Origin of the sequence: Streptomyces flaveolus (assembly GCF_000716535.1) — a bacterium.
Lineage (GTDB): Bacteria > Actinomycetota > Actinomycetes > Streptomycetales > Streptomycetaceae > Streptomyces > Streptomyces flaveolus_A.
In genome coordinates this window covers 188,564-213,662 of sequence record NZ_JNWV01000009.1, presented here as the reverse complement: position 1 = coordinate 213,662, position 25,099 = coordinate 188,564, and the positions used below count along the sequence as shown (strand labels likewise).

The window sequence follows — 25,099 nt, the reverse complement described above, 5'->3', positions numbered from 1 at the left end:
GACTACTGCTCCGCCGCCACGATCTCCCGGCACCGCTTCACGTCCGCGGCCATCTGCTCCAGCAGGGCCTCCAGCGACTCGAACTTCGCCTGTCCGCGCACGTAAGCGAGGAAGTCGACGGCGACGTGCAGGCCGTACAGGTCGAGGCCGACACGGTCGATCGCGTACGCCTCCACCGTGCGCTCGGTGCCGTCGAACTGCGGGTTCGTGCCGACGGAGATCGCGGCCGGCATGACCTCGCCCTGGGCGTGCAGATACCCGGCGTACACGCCGTCGGCGGGGATGGCGGTGTGCGGGAGGGTCTCGACGTTGGCCGTCGGGAAGCCCAGTTCGCGGCCGCGCTGGGCGCCGCGGACGACGACACCCTCCACGCGGTGCGGGCGGCCGAGGATCTCGCGGGCGCCCGCGACATCGCCCTCGGCGACCAGGCTGCGGGTCAGCGTGGAGGAGAACGGCTCGCCGCCGCCCGCCTCACCGGTGACGTACAGGTCGACGACCTCGACCTCGAAGTCGTAGATCTTGCCCTGCTCGGCGAGGAACTCGACGTTGCCGGCCGCCTTATGGCCGAAGCGGAAGTTCGGGCCCTCCACGACCGCCTTGGCGTGCAGCTTGTCCACCAAGACCTTCACCACGAAGTCGGCGGGCGAGAGCTTGGAGAACTCGGTGGTGAAGGGAAGGATGAGGCACGCGTCGACACCCAGCTCGGCCATGAGTTCCGCACGGCGGTGGTGCGGGGCGAGCAGCGGCGGGTGGCTTCCCGGGCGGACGACCTCGCTGGGGTGCGGGTCGAAGGTGACCACGACGGCCGGGACGCCGAGCTCGCGGGCCCGGTCGACGGCGTGCTTGATGATCAGCTGGTGGCCGCGGTGGACGCCGTCGTAGGAACCGATGGTGACGACGCTGCGCCCCCAGTCCTGGGGGATGTCCTCCAAGCCACGCCAGCGCTGCACTGTGACCGCTCCTCGAACCCTTGTCCGTGTCTACCTTGACCTCGTCGTGCAGGTCTAAGGGTGCCATGCCGGGTGCCCCGGGCCGGCATCGGCATGGGGGCTGTGACGGGGCGCACGTTCCCGCCGCAGCTCAGGCCGGTACGCGTACGCCCGCCAGGTTCTCGATCAGGCGGCGGGCGCTGGGGCCGACCACGGCCACCCAGTCGTCCGGGGCCTCGGTCAGCCAGCGGGCCATGCGGGCGGCGAAGCCGGGCACGTGCCGGCCGATGTCGACCAGGGCGCGGTCGAAGCGGGTGGCACCCTCGGGCGTGCGGACGAGGAGCAGACCGGTGCGGTGGACCAGACCGCGGGCCCCCTCCTCCCGGCCGCCGTGTTCCGTGGCCGCGTGCAGGACGGCGAGCAGGACGGACGGGTCCTCTTCCCGGGCGAGCAGGAACTCCAGCAGCTCGCGGCGGAGCGGAAGGGAGGCGGGGGTACCGGGGGCGGCGAGGACGGTGGCGAGGGCCGCCCGGAGCGGTTCGGGGCCGCCGTCGAGCAGGCCGGTGACGAGGGGCAGCAGGACCGGGCGGGCGGTGGGGCCCTGTTCGAGGCGGCGGTCGACCTGGCCGGCGACCTGACCGGCGACGGACCCGGCGGTCTCCGGGCGCAGCCGCAGCGCCTCCCGGACGAGGGTGGCGACCCGGCGGGCCAGGGCCGGGGTGGCGACCTGGGTGAGGCTGCGCAGGACCGCCGCGGTGTCCGGGCCACCGGCGCCCGGGGCGCACAGGCGGGCACGGAAGGCCTCCAGGACCGGCTCCGGGTGGGTGGTCAGGGCCGGGACGAGGGCGCTGGGCGGGAACTGCGGGTCGCCGTCGGCGAAGTGGCGCAGGGCCGCGGGCAGGTGCCGGTCGCGGCTGCGCGGGTCGCGGACCAGCAGGGCCAGGGCGGCGCCGTGCAGGGTGCGGTCGGCGGGGCGGGCGAGCAGGGTGAGGGCGGCGTAGCGCAGCAGCTCGCGGTCGGCGTCCGAGCGGGCGTGGGGGGCCGCGCGCAGGGCGAAGGCCACGGCCGCTACCCGGCGGGCGGGGCGCTCGTCGTGCGCCCAGCGGTCGACCGCCCGGCAGAGGGCCGACGGCTCGTCCTCGGCGAGGACGGCGAGCAGTTCGTCGGCACGCCGGTGCGCGCAGGCCACCAGCACCTCGGTGAGATCGTCCAGGGCGCCGTGCCGGTGGGTGTGCAGCAGCGCCTGCGCGGCGGTGGCGACGGTGGCGTGCGGGGTCGCGGGCAACGGCCGCTCGTCCGTGAACCAGCGGGTGAGCAGGGGCTGTACGACGGTGGGGGCGGCGGCCAGCAGTGCGGCGACGGCGTCGAGGTACCGTTCGCCTGCCACGGGCGGCGCCGGGTCCGCCAGGACGAGGCGGCGCAGCAGGTCCAGGCGCTCGGTGTCGGGGACGGGAAGGCCGGTCCAGAAGGCGGGGCGGAAGTCGGCCGGTACGGGCCGCTGGGCGCCGCGCCAGGCGACGACACGGTCCGCGAGCAGGCGCAGCACTTCGGTGTACGGCGTCGCGTCCGGGACCTGGAGCAGGGTCCGGGCGAGCAGCCGGGCGGCCCACCAGGAGCCGGTGTCACGGTCCAGAGCGTCGACCAACTCCCGTAGCCGGAGGCAGAGTTGCCCGGTCCCCTGCTGGCGGGCGAGGAGCAGCAGCGCCTGGACGACGGGTCCGACGCGATGGTGCGGAACCGGCGCCGGCACGGGGCGGGGCGCGCTCGGCTCACCGGCGCGGTGCACCAGGGCCCGCAGCGCCGCGTCCAGGTCCAGGTGCGTGCCCTGGAGCCAGTCGGCCAGCTCCTCGTGGGCGAAGCGGTAGCCGGTACCGGCCGGCACGAGGAGGGCCTCGGTCAGCACGGCGGAGGCCCAGCCGGTGCCGCCGCCGAGCCGGGCCGGGGCGGGGCCCCAGGGGAACACCGCCTCGAACGACTCCCGGTCCAGCTCGCCCTGCCCCGGCCCGAGGCTGCGCCGGGCGGCCTCGTGCACCTGCCCGGCCACGCGCGCCGCGAGCCGCCGCACGGCCGTACCGCGCGGACCGCCGGCGGCGGCCAGGCGGACCGCGATGCGCAGGCACATGAGGTCGAGGTAGGCGGCGAACACGTCGTGCCGGTCGAGCGGCCCGGCGACCGGCGCGTCGGGCACGGCGGCCCGCACCTCGGACAACAGCCGCAGCACCAGCGGATGCCGCGCGTCCCGCTCACCGAGCGCACCCTCCGGAATCCCGTACCGCGCCCTGGCCCACCGCGCCTCACCGAGCGTGAAGTCCCCGATCCGCAGACAGGGCGGAAGGGGGTCGGTGGCGGGGATGCGGGAGGCTTCGCCGGGGACCGACTCGCCGGGTGGAGGGAAGGCCTGGGTTGCGGGCCCGGAAGTGGCGCAGGTGCGGCCCGAGAGGGGGCCGGCCGCCGGGGAGGCAGGGTCGGCCGGGGAGTGGTGCGGCTCGGGGCCGCCCGCCAGGGAAGCAAGGTCGGCCGGGGAGTGGTCCGGCTCGCCACCGTCCACCGGGGATACGCGGCTGGGCAGGGGGATCCGCAGGTCAACGCCATCGGCCGGGGCACCTGGCGAGGGCGCGCGGTCGGCGACCGCGTGCAGCGGCTCGGCTGGTCCGGCTGAGGCCAGGGGCGAACCCGGAGGGCCGACCGGGGTGCTGCGCAGCGTCTCACCGCCGCCCGCCGGGGCCGCAGGGCCAGCCGACGTGCACACCGGACCGGTGCCGTCCGCCTGCGCCGCAGGGTCGGCCGACGCACGGTCCAGCTCGGCGCCCTCCCCTCGGCCCGCAGGGCCCGTCGGCCTGCTGTGCCCTGGAGACACAGGGCTGACTGGCGCGCGGTCCGGCCCGAGGCAGTGCGACGAGGCCCCAGCTCCCGCCCGCGTCGCCAGAGGCTCATCGCCGCTCGCCGGGGTCCCAGGGCCGGCCTGCGTGCGCGCGAACTCGCCACCGTCCGTCGCAGACCCGGGGGCAGCTCGCGTCTCCAGCGGTTCACCGCCATCCGCCGGAACCCCGACCGGCTCCCCCGAGGTGCCCGGCACGTGGAGGAGGTCCTTTGGGAAGGCCCTGCCGGTGCGTTCCCAGTGTTCCTCCCGGCAGGCCACCACCAGGCGGGTTCCCGTCTCGGTCAGCCAGGCGGCCGTGCCCCGGGTCCAGACGGGCAGGCGGTCGGCGAGGGCGGGGGGCATCTCCTCGGGGCCGTCGAGGAGGAGCAGCAGGGGGCGGCCGGTCCGGGCGGCGAAGCGGGCGACGTGTTCGGGCGTGACGTCGCCGAGGTCTTCGGGTCGGCCGGAGCGGGACGCGGCGATGATCCGGGCGGCACGCGCCAGGGTGCGGCGGGCCACGTCGGCCACCGAGTCGTCGGTGGCCTTCAGGTCGGCACCGCGCAGCCACAGCGTGGGGGCCGGCCGCTCACCCCGCGCGCGGCGGGCGGCGAGCGCCACGAGTTCCGTCGTACGACCGCTGCCCGGCGCGCCGACGAGGCCGAGCACGGGACGGTCGCCCGCGGCGAAGGCGGCCAACTCCCGGACGATGTCAGGTCGTTCGACCGGTTCGAGGGCGCTGGCGGGGCCGTCCTGCCCCACCGAGGTCATGGTCAGCTGGAGGATGCCGGCGATGTTGAGGTCGGCGCCGTACGCGGGCACGGTGGCCGCGTTGCGGGCGAGCAGGTCGGCGAGGGGGCCGTCGGCGGGCCGCAGCGGCACCGCGAAGCCCGCGTCGCGCTGGGCGCTGTGCAGGGCGGTGCCGAGGACACCGACGACCGCGCCGGTGCGTGCGTCGAGCACCGGTCCGCCGGCCGCGCCGCCGCCCAGCCGGAGCGCGTCCCGGCCGGCCGTGCCGATGGCCAGTTCCAGCGCGTCGTCCAGGAGGTGGAAGCGGTCCGTGGCGGTGTACGTCACCTGCGTGGCGGCCAGCACCCGTGCCTCGCGCCAGCAGCCGGCGGCGACGTGTACATAGGTGCCGGCGTCGATCCGCTCCCGCACGGTCAGCGGCAGCGGCTCCACGCCCAGGCCCTCGGTGCGCACCAGGGCGAGGCCGAGCCCGGGCAGCGCGGTGACCGCGTCGGGGCCGACCACGCAGGTGCGGTCACCGGCGTGCAGCACCAGCCGGGGCAGGCCGTCGACGGCCTCGTGGCTGGTGAGCAGGGTGCCCTCGTGATCGGCGAGGAAGCCGAGTCCGCGCGGGCGCCCGGCCAGGTCCCGGATGCGTACGAGGGCGGCGTCGAAGCGGTCCGCTGCGGCGCCCACGCCCGTGTCGTCTGCCGGGGTGGCGACAAGGGCCCGGTCGCCCCGGCCGTCGCCCGGCCCACCGCCGGCGCACTCCTCGTACGCGCGCGCTCCGGACGGCCGTTCCCCGTATGTGCCGTCCCGGCTCGCGCGCCTCCCCTCGGCACGCTCCTCGGACGGCCGCTGTTCGCACCCGCGCCCCCGGCGCCCGCTTCCGCTCCGCGGGCCCCGTTCCGTCATGGTCGTACCTCCCCGCCCGTACCCGTGCCCTGGTTCCGACCGTAGGCGCGGGATGATCGACGGGACAGATCGCGTGATGAACGCGCCCCCTTCCGCTCCCCCGGTTCACTCCGAGCGCCTGCCCGGACGGGTGAATAGGCGGGAGTTGCTGGATAACCCTAGGGGTGGGGGAACCGAGGGGGGATCGTGGAGCGGCGGCAGGCCGACCCCGTGGCCGGCCGCCGCTCCACGGCAGACAGCCGATCCATGCGGGCCGGCCTCATGGCTCGGGGCACCGGGCACAGGGCACACAGGCCAAGGCTCAGAACCTCACGGCCTCAGAACCTCACGGGCTCAGAACCTCACGGCCTCATAACCTCACGGGCTCAGAACCTCACGGCCTCAGCCGAAGACGGCAAGGCTCTTGGCCTTGCCCCGGTGCTCCTCGACCAACGCGAGGAAACGGCCCTCGACGTCGAACACGGCGACGGGACCGGCTCCCGCGTACTCCTCGGGGATCTCCAGCCGGACACCGTTCAGCAGCAGCCGGGACCGCTTGGCGTCGACCTCCCAGCGCGGGAACGCCGCGGTGGCGGCCTCGGCGATCGGCATCACGGTCAGCTCCTGCTGGAGCTGGTCCAGCGTCTTCGCCGCGTCGAGCTTGTACGGGCCGACGCGGGTGCGGCGCAGCGCGGTGAGGTGGCCGCCGACGCCGAGGTCGGCGCCCAGGTCACGGGCGAGGGCGCGGATGTAGGTGCCGGAGGAGCAGACCACGGACACCACCAGGTCGAGCACGGGCGTGCCGTCCTCGGCGACCGCGTCCCGGACGTCGTACACCGCGAAGGAGGAGATGGTCACCGGCCGGGCGGGGATCTCGAAGTCCTCGCCCTCACGGGCCCGCTTGTACGACCGTACGCCGTCGATCTTGATGGCGCTGACCTTGGACGGCACCTGCATGATGTCGCCGGTCAGCTTGGCGATGCCCGCGTCGATGGCGTCCCGGGTCACCTTGGAGGCGTCGGTGGACGCGGTGATCTCGCCCTCGGCGTCGTCGGTGAGGGTGGTCTGGCCCAGACGGACCGTGCCCAGGTACTCCTTCTCGGTGAGCGCCAGGTGCCCGAGGAGCTTGGTGGCGCGTTCGACCCCGAGGACCAGGACGCCGGTCGCCATCGGGTCGAGGGTGCCGGCGTGACCGACGCGGCGGGTCCTGGCGATCCCGCGCATCTTGGCGACCACGTCGTGCGAAGTAAAGCCCGACGGCTTGTCGACGATGACGAGGCCGTCGGGCGTGGTGTGCTTCTGGGTCATTCGGTGGCGTCGCCGTCCGTGTCGGTGTCGTCGTCCGCCGGCTTCCGGTACGGGTCGGCGCCGCCCGCGTACGTGGCGCCCGTGGCCGCCTCTCGCACCTTCTCGTCGGACTGCCGGGCCTTGTCGAGGAGGTCCTCGATGGTCCGGGCGGTGTCCGGCAGGGCGTCCGCGACGAAGGTCAGGGTGGGCGTGAACTTCACCCCGGCCGCGCGGCCCACCTCGGAGCGCAGGATTCCCTTGGCGCTCTCCAGGCCGGCTGCCGCCGCCGTCCGCTCCTCCTCGTCGCCGTAGACCGTGTAGAAGACGGTCGCCTCCCGGAGGTCACCCGTGACCCGGGTGTCCGTGATGGTGACGTGTGAGCCGAGCCGCGGGTCCTTGATCCCGCGCTGCAGCTTCTGGGCCACCACCTCCCGGATGAGGTCCGCCAGCCTTTTAGCCCGCGCGTTGTCGGCCACTGGTCCGTCTCCCGTTCTTTCTCTTGCTTGCGTTTCGTGGTCAGTCGTCGTCGCCGTGGAAGCGCCGTCGCACGGACAGCAGTTCCACCTCGGGGCGGCCGGCGACCAGCCGCTCGCACCGGTCCAGTACGTCGGTGAGGTGCGCGGCGTCGCCGGAGACCGCGGCGAGGCCGATGATCGCCCGCCGGTGGAGGTTCATGTGGTCCACCTCGGCCGCGCTCACCGCGTACTTCCGCTGGAGTTCGGCGACGATCGGGCGGACGACGGAGCGCTTCTCCTTCAGCGAGTGGACGTCGCCGAGGAGGAGGTCGAAGGACAGAGTCCCCACGTACATGTTGTGTTCCGGGTTACCCGCCGGTACGGGATCGATGGCCTGGAGCCACCGTACCGCGTACCCGTCGGCGGCTCGACAGGGTTTCGGCCCGGCCGGCCGGGACAGGTACCCGGTCGGAAAACGGCGCGCTGGCCGACGGGACCGCAGTCCCGCCGGCCAGCACGAACCACAGGCGTTACGCCCGCGGCTTCTCCCGCATCTCGTACGTCGCGATGACGTCGTCGACCTTGATGTCGTTGAAGTTTCCGAGGTTGATACCACCCTCGTAGCCTTCGCGGATCTCGGTGACGTCGTCCTTGAAGCGACGCAGGCCCTCGATGTTGAGGTTCTCCGCGACCACCTTGCCGTCGCGGATGAGGCGAGCCTTGGTGTTGCGCTTGACCTCGCCGGAGCGGATGAGGACACCCGCGATGTTGCCCAGCTTGGACGACTTGAAGACCTCGCGGATCTCCGCCGTACCCAGCTCGACCTCTTCGTACTCCGGCTTGAGCATGCCCTTGAGGGCCGCCTCGATCTCCTCGATCGCCTGGTAGATGACCGAGTAGTACCGGACGTCCACGCCCTCGCGCTCGGCCATCTGCGCCGCGCGGCCGGCCGCGCGGACGTTGAAGCCGATCACGATGGCGTCGGAGCCCATCGCCAGGTCGATGTCGGACTCCGTGACCGCACCGACGCCGCGGTGCAGGACGCGGATGTCGACCTCTTCGCCGACGTCCAGCTGGAGCAGGGAGGACTCCAGGGCCTCGACGGAACCAGAAGCGTCACCCTTGATGATCAGGTTGAGCTGCTGGACCTCGCCGGCCTTGAGCACCTTGTCCAGGTCCTCCAGCGACACGCGGCGCGTGCGCTTCGCGAAGGCCGCGTTGCGCTCACGGGCGGCGCGCTTCTCGGCGATCTGACGGGCCGTACGGTCCTCGTCGACCACCAGGAAGTTGTCACCCGCACCCGGGACGTTGGTCAGGCCCAGGACCTGGACCGGCGTCGACGGGCCGGCCTCGGCGACGTTGTTGCCGTTGTCGTCGAGCATGGCGCGCACACGGCCGTAGGCGTCGCCCACGACCATCGTGTCGCCGACCCGCAGCGTGCCTCGCTGGACGAGGACCGTCGCCACGGCACCGCGGCCGCGGTCGAGACGGGACTCGATCGAGATGCCCTGCGCGTCCTGGTTCGGGTTGGCCCGCAGGTCGAGCGAGGCGTCCGCCGTGAGGATCACGGCCTCCAGCAGCGAGTCGATGTGCAGACCCTGCTTGGCGGAGATGTCGACGAACATGGTGTCGCCGCCGTACTCCTCGGCCACCAGGCCGTACTCGGTCAGCTGACCGCGCACCTTGGTCGGGTCGGCACCCTCGACGTCGATCTTGTTGACCGCGACCACGATCGGCACGTCGGCCGCCTTGGCGTGGTTGAGCGCCTCGACCGTCTGCGGCATGACGCCGTCGTTGGCCGCGACGACCAGGATCGCGATGTCGGTCGACTTCGCACCACGGGCACGCATGGCGGTGAACGCCTCGTGACCCGGGGTGTCGATGAAGGTGATCTTGCGCTCTTCGTCGTTGACCTCGGTCGCGACCTGGTAGGCACCGATGTGCTGGGTGATGCCGCCGGCCTCGCCCGCGATGACGTTGGTCTTGCGGATGGCGTCGAGCAGTCGGGTCTTACCGTGGTCGACGTGACCCATGACGGTCACGACCGGCGGACGGACGACCAGGTCCTCCTCGGAGCCCTCGTCCTCACCGAACTCGATGTCGAAGGACTCCAGCAGCTCGCGGTCCTCCTCCTCCGGGCTGACGATCTGAACCGTGTAGTTCATCTCGTCGGCGAGGAGCTGGAGGGTCTCGTCGGAGACGGACTGGGTCGCGGTGACCATCTCGCCGAGGTTCATCATGACCGCGACGAGGGACGCCGGGTTGGCGTTGATCTTCTCCGCGAAGTCGGTGAGCGACGCGCCGCGGGAGAGACGGATGGTCTCGCCGTTGCCGCGCGGCAGCATCACGCCGCCGACGCTCGGGGCCTGCATGGCCTCGTACTCCTGGCGCCTCTGCCGCTTCGACTTGCGGCCACGACGCGCGGGACCGCCGGGACGGCCGAAGGCGCCCTGCGTGCCACCACGGCCACCGGGACCACCCGGACGACCGCCGAAGCCGGGACGGCCACCGCCGCCACCGCCGGGACCACCCGGACGGCCGGCGAAACCGCCGCCACCGCCACCGGGACCGGCAGGACGGCCGGCGAAGCCGCCGCCACCGCCACCCGGACGACCGGCGAAGCCGCCGCCACCCGGACGACCGCCGCCGCCACCCGGACGACCGCCGCCACCGGGACCGCGGCCACCGGGGCCACCGCCGGGACGCGGACCCGCAGCGGGACGCTGCGGCATCATGCCGGGGTTCGGACGCGGGCCGCCGGGGCCGCCGCCGGGACGGGGACCGCCCTGCGGACGCGGCATCGAACCCGGGGTCGGACGGGGACCGCCCGGAGCCTGCGGACGCGGACCGCCGCCCTGGGCGCCGGGCGCCTGCGGACGAGGACCGGCGCCGGGGGCACCGCCGGGGCCGGGACGCGGGCCGCCCTGCGGGCGCGGGGCCTGCGGACGGGCCATGCCGGCGTTGCCGCCGGAGGTGAAGGGGTTGTTGCCCGGACGCGGACCGGCCGGACGGGCACCGGGACGCGCGGCCTGGCCACCGGGGCGGGAACCGCCCTGACCCGGACGGGCCGACTGGCCCTGGCCGGGGGCCGGACGAGAGCCACCGGGCTTCGGGGCGCCGGGACGGGCGCCGCCGGGACGCGGACCCTGGGCGGCCGGAGCCTGCGGGGTCTGCGCGGCCGGGGCCGGCGGAGCGGTGAACTCCGGGGCGGCCGGGGCCGGACGCGGCGCGGGCTTGGGACCCGGCACCGGGCGCGGGCCCTGGGACGGGGCCTGTGCGGGCGCCGAGGGGGCCGACGGGGCGGCCGGCTGCTGGGCAGCGGGCGCCGTCGGAGGCTTGGGGGCAGCCGGCCTCGGGGCCGGGGCAGCCGGACGTGCCGCCTGCGCCGGAGAGGGCGCGGCGGGCCTGGGGGAAGCCTTGCGCGGGGCGGGCTTGCCGGCGGACTTGCCGTTGCCACCGCCCTGGAAGGCGTCAGTCAGCTTGCGTACAACCGGCGCTTCGATGGTCGAAGACGCCGAACGGACGAATTCACCGAGTTCCTGGAGCTTGGCCATGACGACCTTGCTCTCGACACCGAACTCCTTGGCGAGTTCGTAGACCCGGACCTTAGCCACTTCGCTCCTTTGAGGTCCGGGTTGAAGCCGGACCGTCGCTAGTTCATGGGCGTACTCATCGCGTACTCATCGAGTGCTCATCGCAATCTCGACCTGCTTTCGACTCGCGAGGTACCAGACCGCACGGGGTTCCGTGCGGCTTGTCTTACGGCGTTGCCTGCTCGGCAACTGTTGTCTGCTCGACGTATCGACGCAACGCCTTTGTGTCGAGCGGTCCCGGGACGCGCAGTGCCCGCGGGAACGCCCGGCGGCGTACCGCCTGGTCGAGACAGACCAGGGCGGGGTGTACGTACGCACCCCGGCCGGGCAGCGTACCGCGAGGATCGGGGGCGCATGCGCCCTCGATCTCCACGATCCGCAGGAGATCGTTCTTGGCCGCCCGCTCCCGGCACCCCACACAGGTGCGTTCCGGGCATGCTCGGGTGTGCGTCCGGCCAGACACGGTTAAGTCTACCTCCCCGTACCGACCTCACCCCTTCGGGGCAAGAATCGAACGGCTGTTGTCGTGATCTCAGCGCCGGGCGGCTTGGATCTATTCCCCGGCGCCCGATCCACTGCCTGTTCTAGTCCCCGGCCTGCTCGGTGTCGGGCCGGATGTCGATGCGCCAGCCAGTCAGCCGGGCCGCGAGGCGGGCGTTCTGGCCCTCCTTGCCGATCGCCAGCGACAGCTGGTAGTCCGGCACGGTCACCCGGGCGGACCGGGAAGCCATGTCCACGATATCCACCTTGCTCACCCGAGCGGGTGACAGCGCGTTCGCGACCATCTCCCCCGGGTCGTCCGACCAGTCGACGATGTCGATCTTCTCGCCGTTCAGCTCGCCCATCACGTTGCGCACCCGGCCGCCCATGGGGCCGATGCAGGCGCCCTTGGCGTTCAGGCCCGAACGGGTGGACCGTACGGCGATCTTCGTGCGGTGACCGGCCTCACGGGCGATGGCCGCGATCTCCACCGAGCCGTCGGCGATCTCCGGCACCTCCAGGGCGAAGAGCTTCTTCACCAGGTTCGGGTGCGTGCGGGAGAGGGTGACGGACGGCCCGCGCACGCCCTTGGCCACCCGGACGACGTACGACCGCAGGCGCATGCCGTGCGGGTACGTCTCGCCGGGCACCTGCTCCTGCACCGGCAGGATGGCCTCCAGCTTGCCGATGTCCACGAGCACGTTCTTCGGGTCGCGGCCCTGCTGGACCACGCCGGTGACGATGTCGCCCTCGCGTCCGGCGTACTCGCCGAGCGTCGCGTCGTCCTCGGCGTCGCGCAGCCGCTGCAGGATCACCTGCTTGGCGGTGGTGGCGGCGATGCGGCCGAAGCCGGACGGGGTGTCGTCGAACTCACGGGGCTCCTGCCCCTCGGCGAGGTCCTCGGGGTCCTCCTTCGCCCACACGGTCACATGCCCGGTCTCCCGGTTGAGCTCCACGCGCGCGTGTCGGCGGCTTCCCTCGGTGCGGTGGTAGGCGATGAGGAGGGCCGACTCGATCGCCTCGACCAGCAGGTCGAAGGAGATCTCCTTCTCCCGAACCAAGCCCCGCAGGGCGCTCATGTCGATGTCCACGGCTACGCCTCCTCCTCTTCCTTCATGTCCTTCTCGCCGGCCGTGCCGGCGCTGTCCTTGCGGTTGAACTCGACCTGCACGCGTGCCTTGGCGATCTCCGGGAAGCCGAGTCTGCGGGCGGTGGCCTTGCGGCCCTTCACGCCGGGCACCTCGACGTCGACCCCCTCGTCGTCGACCTTCAGGATCCGCGCGACCAGCTCGCCGCCCTCCGTGAGCTGGAACTTCACGAGCCGGTCGGTGGCGCGCACGAAGTGCCGGTGCTCGGTGAGGAGGCGCTCCGCGCCGGGGGTTCCGACCTCCAGGTCGTACGCCGCGTCACCCATCGCGTTCGTCTCGTCCAGCTTCGCCGAGAGCGCACGGCTCACATCGGCGATGGCGTCCAGATCCGCCCCGGTGTCGGAGTCGACGACCACGCGCAGCACCCGCTTGCGTCCGACGGAGTCCACGGCGATCTCTTCGAGATCCAGCCCCTGGGACGTGACGAGCGGTTCCAGCAGCTCTCGCAGCCTCTCGCTCTGGGTGGTGCTCATCCGGGTGACTCCTCGGCCGCGTGTGCTGTTGTGGGATGGGTCGCGTGTCTGATCAAAGGGTACTGCCTCCGACAGGGGCCGGTTCGCAGGAGAGGTCCGGGTGGTTCACGGGCGGGTGCGGCCGGCCGTCGAGCCGGTGACGCGAGGCGGAGGGACTCGCGGGTACCGTGATCAACGGCGGGTCGGCGTTCCCGCCCGTATGTTCGTACGAGCCCCCGAGGACGTCAGCCGTGCCGTACCCCCCGCCCTCGCGCGTGCCCTCGGGGCCGCGCAGAAGAACCCTGCTCGCCTCGGCCGCCGGCGGCGCCCTGCTGGCGGGCTGCTCGGCCGGGCCGGAGTCCGGCGCCGACGGCCCGTCGGCCACGCAGCGGGCACGCGCGCGAGCGGCGCGGGACAGCCGGGGGCTGCTGGCGCGGTACGACGCCGTGCTCGCCGCGCATCCGGGGCTGGCGGAGCGGCTGCGCCCGCTGCGGGCCCAGGTCGCGGCGCACGCGGCGGCCTTCGCGGACGGGACGACGGGCACGGCTTCCGCCACGGCCGGCGCCTCCACCGCTGCCGTTCCGGCCACCGAGAAGGACGCCGTCGCCGGGCTTGCCACCGCCGAGCGCGCCCTCGCGGACCAGCGCGCCAAGGATCTGCTGGAGGCGCCGGGTGAGCTGGCGCGGCTGCTGGCGTCGGTCGCCGCGGCCGGGGCCGCGCACGCGTACCTGCTGACGGAGGGGGCCAGATGAGCGACGGGACCGAGCAGGCCGGGAAGGCCGAGCTGACCGCCTTGCAGGCCGCGCTGGCGGCGGAGCACGCGGCGGTGTACGGGTACGGCGTCGTGGGCGGACGGATCGGCGAGCGGCGCCGGGCGGAGGCGTTGGCGGCGTACGACGCCCACCGCGCACGCCGGGACGCGCTGGTGCGCGCCGTGCGCGACCTGGGCGGCGCACCGGTCGCCGCGAGCGCCGCGTACGCGCTGCCGTTCCCGGTCGAGGACGGGGCGGCCGCGCTGCGGCTGGCCGCGCGGCTGGAGGAGCGGGTGGCCGGTGTCTGCTCGGACCTGGTGCGGGCCACGACCGGCGCCCGGCGGGCCGACGCGGCCGGTGCGCTGCGGGAGGCCGCGGTGCGGGCGGTGCGCTGGAGCGGGGAGAGCGTAGCCTTCCCTGGTCTGGCCGAGCGGTCCGGGGAACGGACGGGCGCGGCCGGCACGGCACCGTCGCCGTCCACGTCGCCGACGCGTTGACCGCCGGAAGGGCGGCCCGGGGCCGTTCCACGGGCAGCCCTTGACGACGGGACGGCGGGACGGCACCGGACACGATCAGGAGCAGGATCAGGACGGGAGACTCGGTCGGGGCCCCGGCAGCACAGGACACGAAGGGAACGACTCGCGCATGGCTTTCGAACCGCCGCAGCGCCTGGTGCGGGCGCTCGGTGAGACGGCACCGGCCGGGGACGACTGGCTGGCGCGGCTGCCCGCGGCGGCCGAGCGGGCCGTCGCCCGGCGCGAGTTGACCGTCGAGCGGGTGCAGGTGCCGGGCGGGCGCAGCAGCCTGGTGGTGCTGGTACGGCGGGCGGACGGCACCCCGGCCGTGCTGAAGCTGGCGCCGCCCCGGGCCCGTCCGGAGAGCGAACGGGCGGCGCTGGCGCACTGGGGCGGGCTGGGCGCCGTACAACTGCTGGAGGCCGGGGCCGAGGACGGGGCGCTGCTGCTGGAGCGGCTGCACCCGGACGTGTCGGTGCGGTCGTTGCCGGAGGCGAAGGCGCTGCTGGAGGCGGCGGGGACGCTGCGCAGACTGTGGGTGGCGCCGCCGGCCGGGCATGTCTTCGAGACCGTCGCCGAGCGGACCGGGCGGCAGGCGGCGGCGATGCGGGCGAGCGCCGGGACCGATCCGGAGTCGGCCCCGCTGGTGGAGGCGGCCCTCGCCGCCCGTGCGGAGCTGCTGGCGGCGCCGCCCGAGCAACTGCTGCTGCACGGCACGTTCCGGCAGAGCAAGGTGCTCTCCGGGGAGCGGATGCCGTGGCTCGCGGTGGGCCCGGATCCGGTGGTGGGCGAGAGCGCCTTCGATCTGGCGCGGCTGGTGCGGGACCGGGTGGAGGACCTGATCGCGGCGTCGTCCGGGCCGTCCACCACCCGGCGCCGGATCAAGCGGCTCGCCGAGTCGCTGGAGGTCGACCAGGAAAGGCTGCGGGGCTGGACGCTGTTCCGGGCGGTGGAGTCCGGGGTGCGGGCCCGCCGGGTCGGCCGCGAGAAGGACGCGGAACTCCTGCTGGAGTTCGCGAGCTGGCTCTAGGGGGCGGGCCCAAGCCGGCCGTCCCATGGGCCGGGGCGCGCACCCCGGCGACCGTCGCCGTGGCCGGCCGCGTCCGGGGGCGGCTGTCCGCCCCCGGACACAAGAACTATCGCTGCTTGCCGCTCACCGAGCGGTCAGGCGGGCGATCGCTTCCTCGACCGTCAGTTCCTCGCGCTCGCCGGTCTTGCGGTCCTTCAGCTCCAGGACGCCCTCGCCCGAGCGGCGGCCGGCGACCAGGATCTGCGGGACGCCGATCAGCTCCGCGTCGGTGAACTTCACGCCCGGGGAGACCCCGGCCCGGTCGTCCACCAGGACGCGGACGCCCGCGGCGGCGAGCTTCTCGGAGACGTCGAGGGCCAGTTCGGTCTGGAGCGCCTTGCCGGCGGCGACGACGTGCACGTCGGCCGGGGCGATCTCCTTGGGCCACACCAGGCCGTGCTCGTCGGCGGTCTGCTCGGCGAGCGCGGCGACGGCACGGGAGACGCCGATGCCGTAGGAGCCCATGGTGACGCGGACCGGCTTGCCGTTCTGGCCGAGGACGTCCAGCTTGAGGGCGTCGGTGTACTTGCGGCCGAGCTGGAAGATGTGGCCGATCTCGATGGCGCGGTCCAGCTTCAGGCCGGTGCCGCACCTGGGGCAGGGGTCGCCCTCCTGGACCACCACGACGTCCACGTACTCGTCGACCTCGAAGTCCCGGCCGGCGACGACGTTCTTGGCGTGCGTGTGCTCCTTGTTGGCGCCGGTGATCCAGGCGGTGCCGGGGGCCACGCGCGGGTCGGCGATGTACTTGACCTTCTCGCCCAGGCCCTGCGGGCCGACGTAGCCACGGACCAGGTCGGTGCGCTGGGCGAAGTCCGCCTCGGTGACCATCTCGACGGCGGCCGGGGCGAAGTGCGCCTCGACCTTGCCCAGGTCCACCTCGCGGTCCCCGGGCACGCCGACGGCGACGATCTCGCCGTCCACCTTGACCAGCAGGTTCTTCAGCGTGGCGGAGGCCGGGACGCCGAGCGAGGCGGCCAGCGTCTCGATGGTCGGGGTGTCGGGGGTCGGGATGTCCTCGGCGGCGGGTACGTCCGAGGCGTCCACCGGCTTCAGCTCGTACGTGATCGCCTCCGTGTTGGCGGCGAAGTCGCAGTTCGGGCAGTCGGCGAAGGTGTCCTCGCCGGCCTCGGCCGGGGCGAGGAACTCCTCGGACTTGGAGCCGCCCATGGCGCCGGCGGTGGCCGCGACGATGCGGTAGTCGAGGCCGAGGCGCGCGAAGACGCGCCGGTAGGCCTCGCGGTGCAGGGCGTAGGACCGCCCGAGGCCCTCGTCGTCCAGGTCGAAGGAGTACGAGTCCTTCATCAGGAACTCGCGGCCGCGCAGGATGCCGGCGCGGGGCCGGGCCTCGTCACGGAACTTGGTCTGGATCTGGTAGAGGATCACCGGCAGGTCCTTGTAGGACGTGCACTGGTCCTTGACCAGGAGGGTGAAGATCTCCTCGTGGGTGGGGCCGAGGAGGTAGTCGCCGCCCTTGCGGTCCTTGAGCCGGAACAGCTCCTGGCCGTACTCGTCCCAGCGGCCGGTGGCCTCGTAGGGCTCACGCGGCAGCAGGGCGGGCAGCGTGACCTCCTGGGCGCCGATGGCGTCCATCTCCTCGCGGACGACGCGCTCGACGTTGGCGAGGACCTTCTTGCCGAGGGGCAGCCAGCTCCAGATGCCGGCGGCCGTGCGGCGGACGTAGCCGGCGCGGACGAGGAGCTTGTGGCTGAGGACCTCGGCGTCCGCCGGGTCGTCGCGCAGCGTCTTCGCCATCAACTGGGACATGCGCTGGACCGGTGCGTTGGCCATGGTTCTCGTACTCCTGCCGGGAAAGGTTGATGGCATGGAGGTTAGCCGGGCGGCCTGTGCCGGTGGAAATCGGTTATCGCCTGCGCAGCGGCAGGGGGGCGCCCATCACGGCGTACGGCCTCGGCGCGCTCGGGAAGTGGACCCGGCGGGCGAGGTCGACGTAGCCGAGGGAGTGGTAGAGGCCGCGGGCGGGGCTGTCGGTGTCGATCGCGGAGAGGATCGAGCGGGGCTCGTCGGCGGTGTCGGTGATGGTGGTGATCAGACGCCGGCCGATGCCGCGGTTCTGGTGGCCGGGGTGGACGTGCAGTTCGGTGATGACGAAGGAGTCGTCCAGCCAGAAGTCGTTGCCGGCCGCGCGCAGGTAGGGCTCGACGACGGTGGACCACCAGTGGGTGCGGCTGTTGGGCATGCCGTAGACGAACCCGACGAGCCGTCCCCGGACGGTGGCGCCGTAGGCGCGCGCGCCGTTGTACTGCATGTGCCGCTGCACGATCTGGCGGCGTACGGCGACTTCGTCCGGGCCGAGCCCGAAGGCCAGGGCTTGGACGGCCAGGGCCTCGTCCACGTGGGCAGTGAGGTCCAGGGGGCCGATCACGAGGTCCATGCCGGGAGCGTACAGGGCGGTCAGAAGAGCACGCTCATGAAGGCTCCCACCTCGTGGAAGCCCACCCTGCGGTACGTCCTGCGCGCCGCGGTGTTGAAGTCGTTCACGTACAGGCTGACGACCGGGGCCACATCGGCCAGGGCGTAGCGCAGTACGGCCGCCATGCCGGGGGCCGCCAGGCCCCTGCCCCGGTACTCGGGGGCCACCCACACGCCCTGGATCTGGCAGGCCTGGGGGGTCGCCGCGCCGATCTCCGCCTTGAACACGACCCGGCCCTGGTCGTCGACGCGGGCGAAGGAGCGGCCGGAGCCGACGAGTTCGGCGACCCGGGCCTGGTAGAGCAGGCCGCCGTCGCCGGCGAGGGGCGAGACGCCGACCTCCTCGGTGAACATCGCCACGCACGCCGGCATGATCGTCTCCATCTCGTCCTTGCGGACGCGGCGGACGTGCGGGTCCGGGGTGATGTCGGCCGGCATGCGGTCGGTGACCATCAGCGGCTGGTGGGCGCGGACCTCGCGGGCCGGGCCCCAGTGCGGCTCCAGCAGCCGCCACAGGGCGGCGGTGGCGTCGGCGGGGCCGACGATGGAGGAGCAGCGGCGGCCGGCCCGCCGGGCGCGGTCGGCGAAGGCGCGGACGGCGCGGGGGGTGGCGCAGATCGGGACGAGGTTGGCGCCCGCGTAGCACAGGGACGTGAGCATCCCGTCCTCGTACCAGCCCCACATCTCGCCGCCGAGTCGCCAGGGGTCGAGGCCCGCGACCTGGACCCGCGAGGTCACGAAGGCGTTCGCGACCGGCTCGCGGTCCAGGACGGCGAGCGCGGCGTCCAGGTCGCTCGGTTCGAGCACTCGTGAGGTGGTCTGGGTCAACACGTGCGGGGCCTCACGCTGGGGGTCTGCTGATCTCCGCACTATAGCTGCGCTGCTTCGCCGAGCGCCTGCCAGCCCGGGTGGCTCCGGGGCGCCGGCGGGTGCGGGCCGGTCGGTGGCTTGTCGCGCCCACGCGGCGGGGCCGCGCATCCAGCACGGCCCCGCGCCCCTGGCGGGGCGCTGCCACCCACCGGCGCCGAAAAGCTCAGCCGGCCACCGAAACCGTCGGTTCGCCGGAGGCCGTGCCGTCGGCCTCCATCTGCTCCGCCAGCTTCATGGCCTCCTCGATGAGGGTCTCCACGATCTTGGACTCGGGGACGGTCTTGATGACCTCGCCCTTGACGAAGATCTGGCCCTTGCCGTTGCCGGAGGCGACGCCGAGGTCGGCCTCGCGGGCCTCGCCGGGGCCGTTGACGACGCAGCCCATGACGGCGACGCGGAGCGGGACCTCCATGCCGGTCAGGCCGGCGGTGACCTCTTCGGCGAGCTTGTAGACGTCGACCTGGGCGCGGCCGCAGGACGGGCAGGAGACGATCTCCAGGCCGCGCTGGCGCAGGCCGAGCGACTGGAGGATCTGGAGGCCGACCTTGACCTCCTCGACCGGCGGGGCGGAGAGGGAGACCCGGATCGTGTCGCCGATGCCCTGGGAGAGCAGGGCGCCGAAGGCGACGGCCGACTTGATCGTGCCCTGGAAGGCCGGGCCGGCCTCGGTGACGCCGAGGTGGAGGGGGTAGTCGCACTGCTCGGCGAGCTGCCGGTAGGCCTCGATCATGACGACCGGGTCGTTGTGCTTGACGGAGATCTTGATGTCGCGGAAGTCGTGCTCCTCGAAGAGGGACGCCTCCCACAGGGCCGACTCGACCAGGGCCTCGGGGGTGGCCTTGCCGTACTTCTGGAGCAGGCGCTTGTCCAGCGAGCCGGCGTTGACGCCGATGCGGATCGGGGTGCCGTGGTCCTTGGCGGCCTTGGCGATCTCCCTGACCTTGTCGTCGAACTGCTTGATGTTGCCGGGGTTGACGCGGACGGCGGCGCAGCCGGCCTCGATGGCGGCGAAGACGTACTTGGGCTGGAAGTGGATGTCCGCGATCACCGGGATCTGGGACTTCCTCGCGATGGTGGCGAGGGCGTCGGCGTCGTCCTGGGTGGGGCAGGCCACACGGACGATCTGGCAGCCGGAGGCGGTCAGCTCGGCGATCTGCTGGAGGGTGGCGCCGATGTCGGACGTGCGGGTCGTGGTCATCGACTGGACCGAGACGGGCGCGTCTCCGCCGACCGCCACGCTTCCGACCTGGATCTGCCGGCTCTTCCGGCGCTCGGCGAGCTTGGTCGGAACGGACGGCATGCCGAGAGAAATCGCAGTCATCTGCTGTGCAACCCCAAGTCGTGGATCAAGGTCCGGTCCCGTGCAACGGCGGGCTCCCAGGCTTTGAGATTACGGCACCGGGCCCCGCGTCAGCACATCCCACCCGTAAACCCACCCGATGGAATGCGGCCCGGAACCCGAGGGGGTCCGGGCCGCGGTGAACAACGCGTGGCTAGGAGATTTTCACCGGGTTGACCACGTCGGCGATCAGCACCAGGACGGTGAAGCAGACGAAGATCCCGGCCACCACGTACGCCACCGGCATCAGCTTGGCCACGTCGAACGGTCCGGGGTCGGGCCGGCGCAGCACCCGGGCCAGGTTCCGCCGCAGCGACTCCCACAGGGCGCCCGCGATGTGCCCGCCGTCGAGCGGGAGCAGCGGGAGCATGTTGAACAGGAACAGGGAGAGGTTGAAGCCGGCCAGCACGAACACGAACATCGCCAGTTGCTGCGAGGCCGGGATGTCCAGGGTGGCGATCTCGCCGGTGACCCGGGCGGCGCCGACGATCCCCATCGGGGAGTCCGGCTCGCGCGGGCCGTCGCCGAAGGCCGCGTCCCACAGGGCCGGGATCTTGCCGGGCAGGGCGACGAGGGAGTCGACGGCGTCGCCGACCCGGTCGGTCATCCAGGTCACGGACTCGCCGAAGTCCTGTTTGACGACGCCGGTGGCGGGGCTGAAGCCGAGGAAGCCGGCCTTGACGTAGCCGTCGACGTAGTTCCCGCCTGCGTCCTTCTTGGCGACCTGGTTCGTGGCGATCTTCGCGTGCAGGGTCACTTCACGGCCGTGGCGGTCGACGACGAAGGCGACGTCCTTCCCGGCGCTGTCCCGGATGAGGTCCGAGAGCGTGTTCCAGTCCTTGGTCGGCTTGCCGTCGAAGGAGACGATCTTGTCGCCCGCCTCCATGCCGGCCGCCTTGGCGGGGGACGACGGGTCGGACTTCTTGCACGTGTCGCGGTGCTGGCTCTGCGCGATGACGCAGGGCGAGACGGATTCCACGACGGTGGTTTCCTTCTGGATGCCGAAGCCCATCAGCACGGTGAGGAAGAGGGCGACGGCGAGCACCAGGTTCATGAAGGGGCCCGCGAACATGACGATGACGCGCTTCCACGGTTTGCGCGTGTAGAACATGCGCGTCTCGTCGCCCGGCTCCAGCTCCTCGAAGGCCGCCGAGCGGGCGTCCTCGATCATGCCGCGCCACGGGGAGGTGGAGCGGGCGGAGACCCGGCCCTGGTCGTCCGGCGGGAACATGCCGATCATGCGGATGTAGCCGCCGAGCGGGACCGCCTTGATGCCGTACTCGGTCTCGCCCTTCTTGCGTGACCAGATGGTCGGGCCGAAGCCGACCATGTACTGCGGCACGCGGATGCCGAAGAGCTTGGCCGTGGACAGGTGCCCCAGCTCGTGCCACGCGATCGAGACGAGCAGGCCGACCGCGAAGACCACTATGCCGAGGATGAACATCAAGGTCGTCATGCACGCGCCTCCGCGGTCGCCGTCGTGGCTGTGAGTTCACGGGCCCGGGCTCTCGCCCAGGTCTCCGCTTCGAGGACGTCCGACACCGTGAGTGAAGTTCCCGTGACCGGGGTGCCGTGCTCCTCCACCACCCGGGTGACGGTATCCATGATCCCGTTGAAGGGCAGCGCGCCGCTCAGGAAGGCCGCGACGCACTCCTCGTTGGCGGCATTGAACACCGCCGGGGCCGTGCCCGCGAGCCGCCCCACGTGCCGGGCGAGGTTCACCGAGGGGAAGGCCTCGTCGTCCAGCGGGAAGAACTCCCAGGTGGAGGCCTTGCTCCAGTCGAACGCGGGGGCCGCGTCCGGGACACGTTCGGGCCAGCCCAGACCGATGGCGATCGGCCCGCGCATGTCGGGGGGCGTCGCCTGGGCGATCGTGGATCCGTCGGTGAACTCGACCATCGAGTGGACATACGACTGCGGGTGCACGACCACCTCAATGCGGTCGAAGGGAATGTCGTAGAGGAGGTGGGCCTCGATGACCTCCAGTCCCTTGTTGACCAGGGTCGCGGAGTTGACGGTGATGACCGGGCCCATCGCCCAGGTGGGGTGGGCGAGGGCGTCCGCGACGGTGACGTGCGCCAGTTCGTCCCTGGTCCGGCCGCGGAAAGGCCCGCCGGAGGCGGTGACGACGAGCTTGCGGACGTCGGCCCGGGTGCCGGCGGCGAGCGCCTGGAAGAGGGCCGCGTGTTCGGAGTCCACCGGGATGATCTGGCCCGGCTTCGCGAGCGCGGTGACCAGCGGGCCGCCGACGATCAGCGACTCCTTGTTGGCGAGCGCGAGGGTGCGGCCCGCCTCCAGGGCGGCGAGGGTCGGCGCGAGGCCGATGGAGCCGGTGATGCCGTTGAGCACGGTGTGGCAGTCGGAGGCGGCGACCTGGGTGGCCGCGTCGGGCCCGGCGAGTATCTCGGGCAGCGGCTCCCCCGCGCCGTACTCGGCGGCGAGGGCCTCGCGCAGCGCGGGGACGACGTCCTCGCGGGCGACCGCCACGGTCCGCACCCGCAGCCGGTGCGCCTGCTCGGCGAGGAGGGCCACCCGGCCGCCGTTCGCGGACAGGGCGGTGACGCGGAAGCGGTCGGGGTTGCGCAGCACGAGGTCGATGGCCTGGGTGCCGATGGATCCGGTGGAGCCGAGGATCACCACGTCCTTGGGGCCGCCCCCGGGGGCGGGGTCGTAGACGAGGTGCGGGTCGGCGAGGGGGGCCGGACGGGCGGGACTGTCGGTCATCCCCCCATTGTGGCGGCACGCGGTGACGGCCCGGACAGCGCGTCCCTCGCGCGGGTGCGTTCAACGACAGCGTGAAGACGGCGTGAAGATCATGTGATAACACTTCAGTCCGGACCGGTCGCCGACCGGTCCGGACACGAATTCGCGGACGACATCCTGGGGGGATCTCTCCATGCGTACTGTGCGCATACGCGCCGCCCTGCCCGCCCTGGCCGGCGCGGCCCTGCTCACCGGCACCCTGCTCAGCACCCCGGCCGAGGCCGCCGGGGGTGTGAAGATCCACCACGTGTGGTTCGACAGCCCCGGCTCGGACACCCGCTCGAACAAGAGCCTGAACGCCGAGTGGGTGCAGCTGAAGAACACCAGCGGCTCGGCGGTCTCGCTCAAGGGGTGGGTGCTGAAGGACGCCTCCAACCACAAATACGTCTTCGGGAACGTCAAGATCGGCGCCGGGAAGTACCTGAAGGTGCACACCGGCAGCGGCTCGGACACCGCGTCGGACAAGTACCAGGACCGCCGCGCCTACGTCTGGAACAACGACAAGGACACGGCCACGCTGACCAAGGCGAGCGGCAGCAAGGTCGACACCTGCTCCTGGACGACGCGGGACCCGAGCGACAAGTACTGCTAGCCCCCGAAGGGACGGCGGGCGTTCTCGCGGGCCGAGGGCCCGGGGGTCGCGTCGGCGATCCACGGCCCCTCTCCGGAGGGGTCGAGGATGCCCTCCTCCAGCCAGGTGTAGGCCCCGCCGAGGACGTGCTTGACCACCTTGCGGTCCAGGTCGTCGGTGTTGGTCCACAGCCGGTCGAAGAGTTCGTCCACCCGGATGCGGGCCTGCCGGCAGAAGGCGTCGGCGAGCTGGTAGGCCTCGCGGCCGTGCTCGCCCTCGCGCCACAGCCGCTCGGCGCGGACGCAGGCCGCGCTCATCGCGAACAGCTCGGCGCCGATGTCCACGATCCGGCCGAGGAAGCCCTGCTTGGTCTCCATCCGGCCCTGCCAGCGGGACATGGCGTAGAAGGCGGAGCGGGCGAGTTTGCGGGCCGTGCGCTCGACGTGGCGGAGGTGCCCGGAGAGGTCGATGCCGTGCTTGAACTCGCCGTAGGCGGTCGGCAGTTGGCCGGGCCCGGCGACCAGCTTCGGCAGCCACTTGGCGTAGAAGACGCCCGCGTTCGCGCCCGCCTTCGCCTTGGCGGACAGCGGCTTGTCGGGGTCGATGAGGTCACCGGCGACCGAGAGGTGGGCGTCGACGGCCTCGCGTGCGATCAGCAGGTGCATGATCTCCGTGGAGCCCTCGAAGATGCGGTTGATGCGCAGGTCCCGCAGGATCTGCTCGGCCGGGACCGCGCGCTCGCCGCGCGCCCGCAGCGACTCGGCCGTCTCGTAGCCGCGCCCGCCCCGGATCTGGACCAGTTCGTCGGCCATCTTCCAGGCCATCTCGGAGCCGTAGAGCTTGGCGAGGGCGGCCTCGATGCGGATGTCGTTGCGGTCCTCGTCGGCCATCTGCGAGGACAGGTCGAGCACGGCCTCGAGGGCGAAGGTGGTGGCGGCGATGAAGCTGATCTTGGAGCCGACCGCCTCGTGCAGCGCGACCGGCTTGCCCCACTGCTCGCGCTCGGCCGCCCACTCGCGGGCGATCTTCAGGCACCACTTGCCGGCTCCGGCGCACATCGCGGGCAGGGACAGCCGGCCGGTGTTGAGGGTGGTGAGCGCGATCTTCAGTCCGGCGCCCTCGGGGCCGATGCGGTTGGCCGCCGGGACGCGTACCTGGTGGAAGCGGGTGACGCCGTTCTCGATGCCGCGCAGGCCCATGAAGGCGTTGCGGTTCTCCACCGTGACGCCCTCGGAGGTCGCCTCCACGACGAACGCGGTGATGCCGCCCTTGTGCCCCTCGGACTTCGGCACGCGCGCCATGACGACGAGCAGGTCGGCGACCACCCCGTTGGTGGTCCACAGCTTCACCCCGTCGAGCACGTAGTCGTCGCCGTCGGGCACGGCGGTGGTGGCGAGGCGGGCCGGGTCGGAGCCGACGTCCGGCTCGGTGAGCAGGAATGCGGAGATGTCGGTGCGGGCGCAGCGGGGCAGGAAGGCGTCCTTCTGCTCCTGGGTGCCGAACAGCTTCAGCGGCTGCGGTACGCCGATCGACTGATGCGCGGAGAGCAGCGCGCCGACGGCGGGGCTCACGGAGCCGACCAGGGCGAGCGCCTTGTTGTAGTACAACTGGGTGAGGCCGAGACCGCCGTACTTCGGGTCGATCTTCATGCCGAGGGCGCCGAGTTCCTTCAGGCCCGCCACGACCTCGTCGGGGATGCGGGCCTCGCGCTCGATGCGGGCGGAGTCGATCGCCGTCTCGCAGAACGCGCGCAGCTTCCCGAGGAACTCCTCGCCGCGCCGTACGGACTCGTCGTCGGGCAGCGGGTGGGGGTGGATGAGGTCGAGCCGGAAGCGCCCGAGGAACAGCTCCTTGGCGAAGCTGGGCTTGTGCCAGTCCTGCTGCCGGGCGGCCTCCGCCACCTGGCGCGCTTCGCGCTCGGTGACGGTGGTGCGTGGGGTGGTGGTGGCGGACATTCAGGCTC

General features: G+C 72.8%; 20 protein-coding genes. 4 read left to right on the top strand and 16 right to left on the bottom strand.

Translation table 11 applies throughout. The features are described 5' to 3' along the window. Positions 1–2: 2 nt before the first annotated feature. From OO52_RS11820 to rimP, 9 genes are all read right to left on the bottom strand, one after another. Positions 3–950 (bottom strand): bifunctional riboflavin kinase/FAD synthetase, encoded by a 948-nt coding sequence (locus OO52_RS11820; RefSeq protein WP_030656074.1) that lies wholly within the window; start codon positions 948–950, stop codon positions 3–5. A 130-nt stretch (positions 951–1,080) separates the two neighbouring features. Then, the gene (locus tag OO52_RS49555) at positions 1,081–5,430 is read right to left on the bottom strand and encodes a trypsin-like peptidase domain-containing protein (protein ID WP_030656072.1); all 4,350 of its coding nucleotides are present in this window, start codon (positions 5,428–5,430) and stop codon (positions 1,081–1,083) included. Positions 5,431–5,811: 381 nt separating this feature from the next. Next, positions 5,812–6,717 (bottom strand): tRNA pseudouridine(55) synthase TruB, encoded by a 906-nt coding sequence (gene truB, locus OO52_RS11810; RefSeq protein WP_030656070.1) that lies wholly within the window; start codon positions 6,715–6,717, stop codon positions 5,812–5,814. Continuing rightward, positions 6,714–7,172: a 30S ribosome-binding factor RbfA gene (gene rbfA, locus OO52_RS11805; protein ID WP_030656068.1), complete on the bottom strand. Its 459-nt coding sequence runs from the start codon at positions 7,170–7,172 to the stop codon at positions 6,714–6,716. Before rbfA ends, truB begins: the two co-directional genes overlap by 4 nt. Positions 7,173–7,212: 40 nt before the next feature. Beyond that, the gene (locus OO52_RS11800; protein ID WP_030656066.1) at positions 7,213–7,506 is read right to left on the bottom strand and encodes a DUF503 domain-containing protein; all 294 of its coding nucleotides are present in this window, start codon (positions 7,504–7,506) and stop codon (positions 7,213–7,215) included. A 175-nt stretch (positions 7,507–7,681) separates the two neighbouring features. Continuing rightward, positions 7,682–10,765 carry a translation initiation factor IF-2 gene (gene infB, locus OO52_RS47110; RefSeq protein WP_078630038.1) on the bottom strand — a complete coding sequence of 1,028 codons (3,084 nt, stop codon included), beginning with the start codon at positions 10,763–10,765 and terminating at the stop codon, positions 7,682–7,684. Positions 10,766–10,910: 145 nt separating this feature from the next. Beyond that, positions 10,911–11,207, bottom strand: coding sequence for a YlxR family protein (locus OO52_RS47105; protein WP_078864783.1), 297 nt, complete (start codon positions 11,205–11,207; stop codon positions 10,911–10,913). A 121-nt stretch (positions 11,208–11,328) separates the two neighbouring features. After that, a complete protein-coding gene (nusA, locus tag OO52_RS11785) occupies positions 11,329–12,315 on the bottom strand; it encodes a transcription termination factor NusA (RefSeq protein WP_030656061.1) in 987 nt (328 codons plus the stop codon). Positions 12,316–12,317: 2 nt separating this feature from the next. Next, on the bottom strand, positions 12,318–12,845 hold the full coding sequence (rimP, locus tag OO52_RS11780) for a ribosome maturation factor RimP (protein ID WP_030656059.1): 528 nt from the start codon (positions 12,843–12,845) through the stop codon (positions 12,318–12,320). A 230-nt stretch (positions 12,846–13,075) separates the two neighbouring features. Here rimP and OO52_RS11775 point away from each other — a divergent pair, with 230 nt between their 5' ends. From OO52_RS11775 to OO52_RS11765, 3 genes are all read left to right on the top strand, one after another. Further along, a complete protein-coding gene (locus OO52_RS11775) occupies positions 13,076–13,576 on the top strand; it encodes a hypothetical protein (protein ID WP_030656057.1) in 501 nt (166 codons plus the stop codon). Beyond that, positions 13,573–14,073 carry a ferritin-like domain-containing protein gene (locus OO52_RS11770; protein ID WP_030656055.1) on the top strand — a complete coding sequence of 167 codons (501 nt, stop codon included), beginning with the start codon at positions 13,573–13,575 and terminating at the stop codon, positions 14,071–14,073. Before OO52_RS11775 ends, OO52_RS11770 begins: the two co-directional genes overlap by 4 nt. Before the next feature lie 148 nt (positions 14,074–14,221). Further along, positions 14,222–15,121 (top strand): aminoglycoside phosphotransferase family protein, encoded by a 900-nt coding sequence (locus OO52_RS11765; RefSeq protein ID WP_030656054.1) that lies wholly within the window; start codon positions 14,222–14,224, stop codon positions 15,119–15,121. 123 nt (positions 15,122–15,244) lie between these two features. Here OO52_RS11765 and OO52_RS11760 read toward each other — a convergent pair whose 3' ends face one another. The 6 genes from OO52_RS11760 to dxr form a co-directional block, all read right to left on the bottom strand. Next, a complete protein-coding gene (locus OO52_RS11760; protein WP_030656052.1) occupies positions 15,245–16,951 on the bottom strand; it encodes a proline--tRNA ligase in 1,707 nt (568 codons plus the stop codon). Positions 16,952–17,024: 73 nt separating this feature from the next. Beyond that, complete coding sequence (locus OO52_RS11755) at positions 17,025–17,555, bottom strand: GNAT family N-acetyltransferase (RefSeq protein ID WP_030656050.1); 531 nt, start codon at positions 17,553–17,555, stop codon at positions 17,025–17,027. A 20-nt stretch (positions 17,556–17,575) separates the two neighbouring features. After that, entirely contained in the window at positions 17,576–18,424 is an 849-nt protein-coding gene (locus OO52_RS11750) for a GNAT family N-acetyltransferase (protein ID WP_030656048.1), read from the bottom strand. 202 nt (positions 18,425–18,626) lie between these two features. Then, entirely contained in the window at positions 18,627–19,784 is a 1,158-nt protein-coding gene (gene ispG / locus OO52_RS11745; protein WP_030656046.1) for a flavodoxin-dependent (E)-4-hydroxy-3-methylbut-2-enyl-diphosphate synthase, read from the bottom strand. A 172-nt stretch (positions 19,785–19,956) separates the two neighbouring features. After that, positions 19,957–21,258, bottom strand: coding sequence for a M50 family metallopeptidase (locus OO52_RS11740; protein WP_030656044.1), 1,302 nt, complete (start codon positions 21,256–21,258; stop codon positions 19,957–19,959). Further along, entirely contained in the window at positions 21,255–22,526 is a 1,272-nt protein-coding gene (gene dxr / locus OO52_RS11735) for a 1-deoxy-D-xylulose-5-phosphate reductoisomerase (RefSeq protein WP_030656041.1), read from the bottom strand. The genes OO52_RS11740 and dxr overlap by 4 nt, the downstream gene beginning before the upstream one ends. Positions 22,527–22,698: 172 nt before the next feature. Here dxr and OO52_RS11730 point away from each other — a divergent pair, with 172 nt between their 5' ends. Beyond that, positions 22,699–23,157 (top strand): lamin tail domain-containing protein, encoded by a 459-nt coding sequence (locus OO52_RS11730; protein ID WP_030656038.1) that lies wholly within the window; start codon positions 22,699–22,701, stop codon positions 23,155–23,157. Here OO52_RS11730 and OO52_RS11725 read toward each other — a convergent pair. Next, entirely contained in the window at positions 23,154–25,091 is a 1,938-nt protein-coding gene (locus OO52_RS11725) for an acyl-CoA dehydrogenase family protein (RefSeq protein WP_030656036.1), read from the bottom strand. The genes OO52_RS11730 and OO52_RS11725 overlap by 4 nt on opposite strands. Positions 25,092–25,099 lie beyond the last annotated feature (8 nt).

What these genes read in the sequence shown, in the direction of transcription:
- OO52_RS11770 (WP_030656055.1), top strand. Translation starts at nt 13,573, where the DNA reads ATGAGCGACGGGACCGAGCAGGCCGGGAAGGCCGAGCTGACCGCCTTG.
- OO52_RS11800 (WP_030656066.1), bottom strand. Translation starts at nt 7,506, where the DNA reads ATGTACGTGGGGACTCTGTCCTTCGACCTCCTCCTCGGCGACGTCCAC.
- truB (WP_030656070.1), bottom strand. Translation starts at nt 6,717, where the DNA reads ATGACCCAGAAGCACACCACGCCCGACGGCCTCGTCATCGTCGACAAG.
- OO52_RS11730 (WP_030656038.1), top strand. Translation starts at nt 22,699, where the DNA reads ATGCGTACTGTGCGCATACGCGCCGCCCTGCCCGCCCTGGCCGGCGCG.
- dxr (WP_030656041.1), bottom strand. Translation starts at nt 22,526, where the DNA reads ATGACCGACAGTCCCGCCCGTCCGGCCCCCCTCGCCGACCCGCACCTC.
- OO52_RS11740 (WP_030656044.1), bottom strand. Translation starts at nt 21,258, where the DNA reads ATGACGACCTTGATGTTCATCCTCGGCATAGTGGTCTTCGCGGTCGGC.
- rimP (WP_030656059.1), bottom strand. Translation starts at nt 12,845, where the DNA reads ATGAGCACCACCCAGAGCGAGAGGCTGCGAGAGCTGCTGGAACCGCTC.
- ispG (WP_030656046.1), bottom strand. Translation starts at nt 19,784, where the DNA reads ATGACTGCGATTTCTCTCGGCATGCCGTCCGTTCCGACCAAGCTCGCC.
- OO52_RS11755 (WP_030656050.1), bottom strand. Translation starts at nt 17,555, where the DNA reads ATGGACCTCGTGATCGGCCCCCTGGACCTCACTGCCCACGTGGACGAG.
- OO52_RS11725 (WP_030656036.1), bottom strand. Translation starts at nt 25,091, where the DNA reads ATGTCCGCCACCACCACCCCACGCACCACCGTCACCGAGCGCGAAGCG.
- OO52_RS11765 (WP_030656054.1), top strand. Translation starts at nt 14,222, where the DNA reads ATGGCTTTCGAACCGCCGCAGCGCCTGGTGCGGGCGCTCGGTGAGACG.
- OO52_RS49555 (WP_030656072.1), bottom strand. Translation starts at nt 5,430, where the DNA reads ATGACGGAACGGGGCCCGCGGAGCGGAAGCGGGCGCCGGGGGCGCGGG.
- OO52_RS11760 (WP_030656052.1), bottom strand. Translation starts at nt 16,951, where the DNA reads ATGGCCAACGCACCGGTCCAGCGCATGTCCCAGTTGATGGCGAAGACG.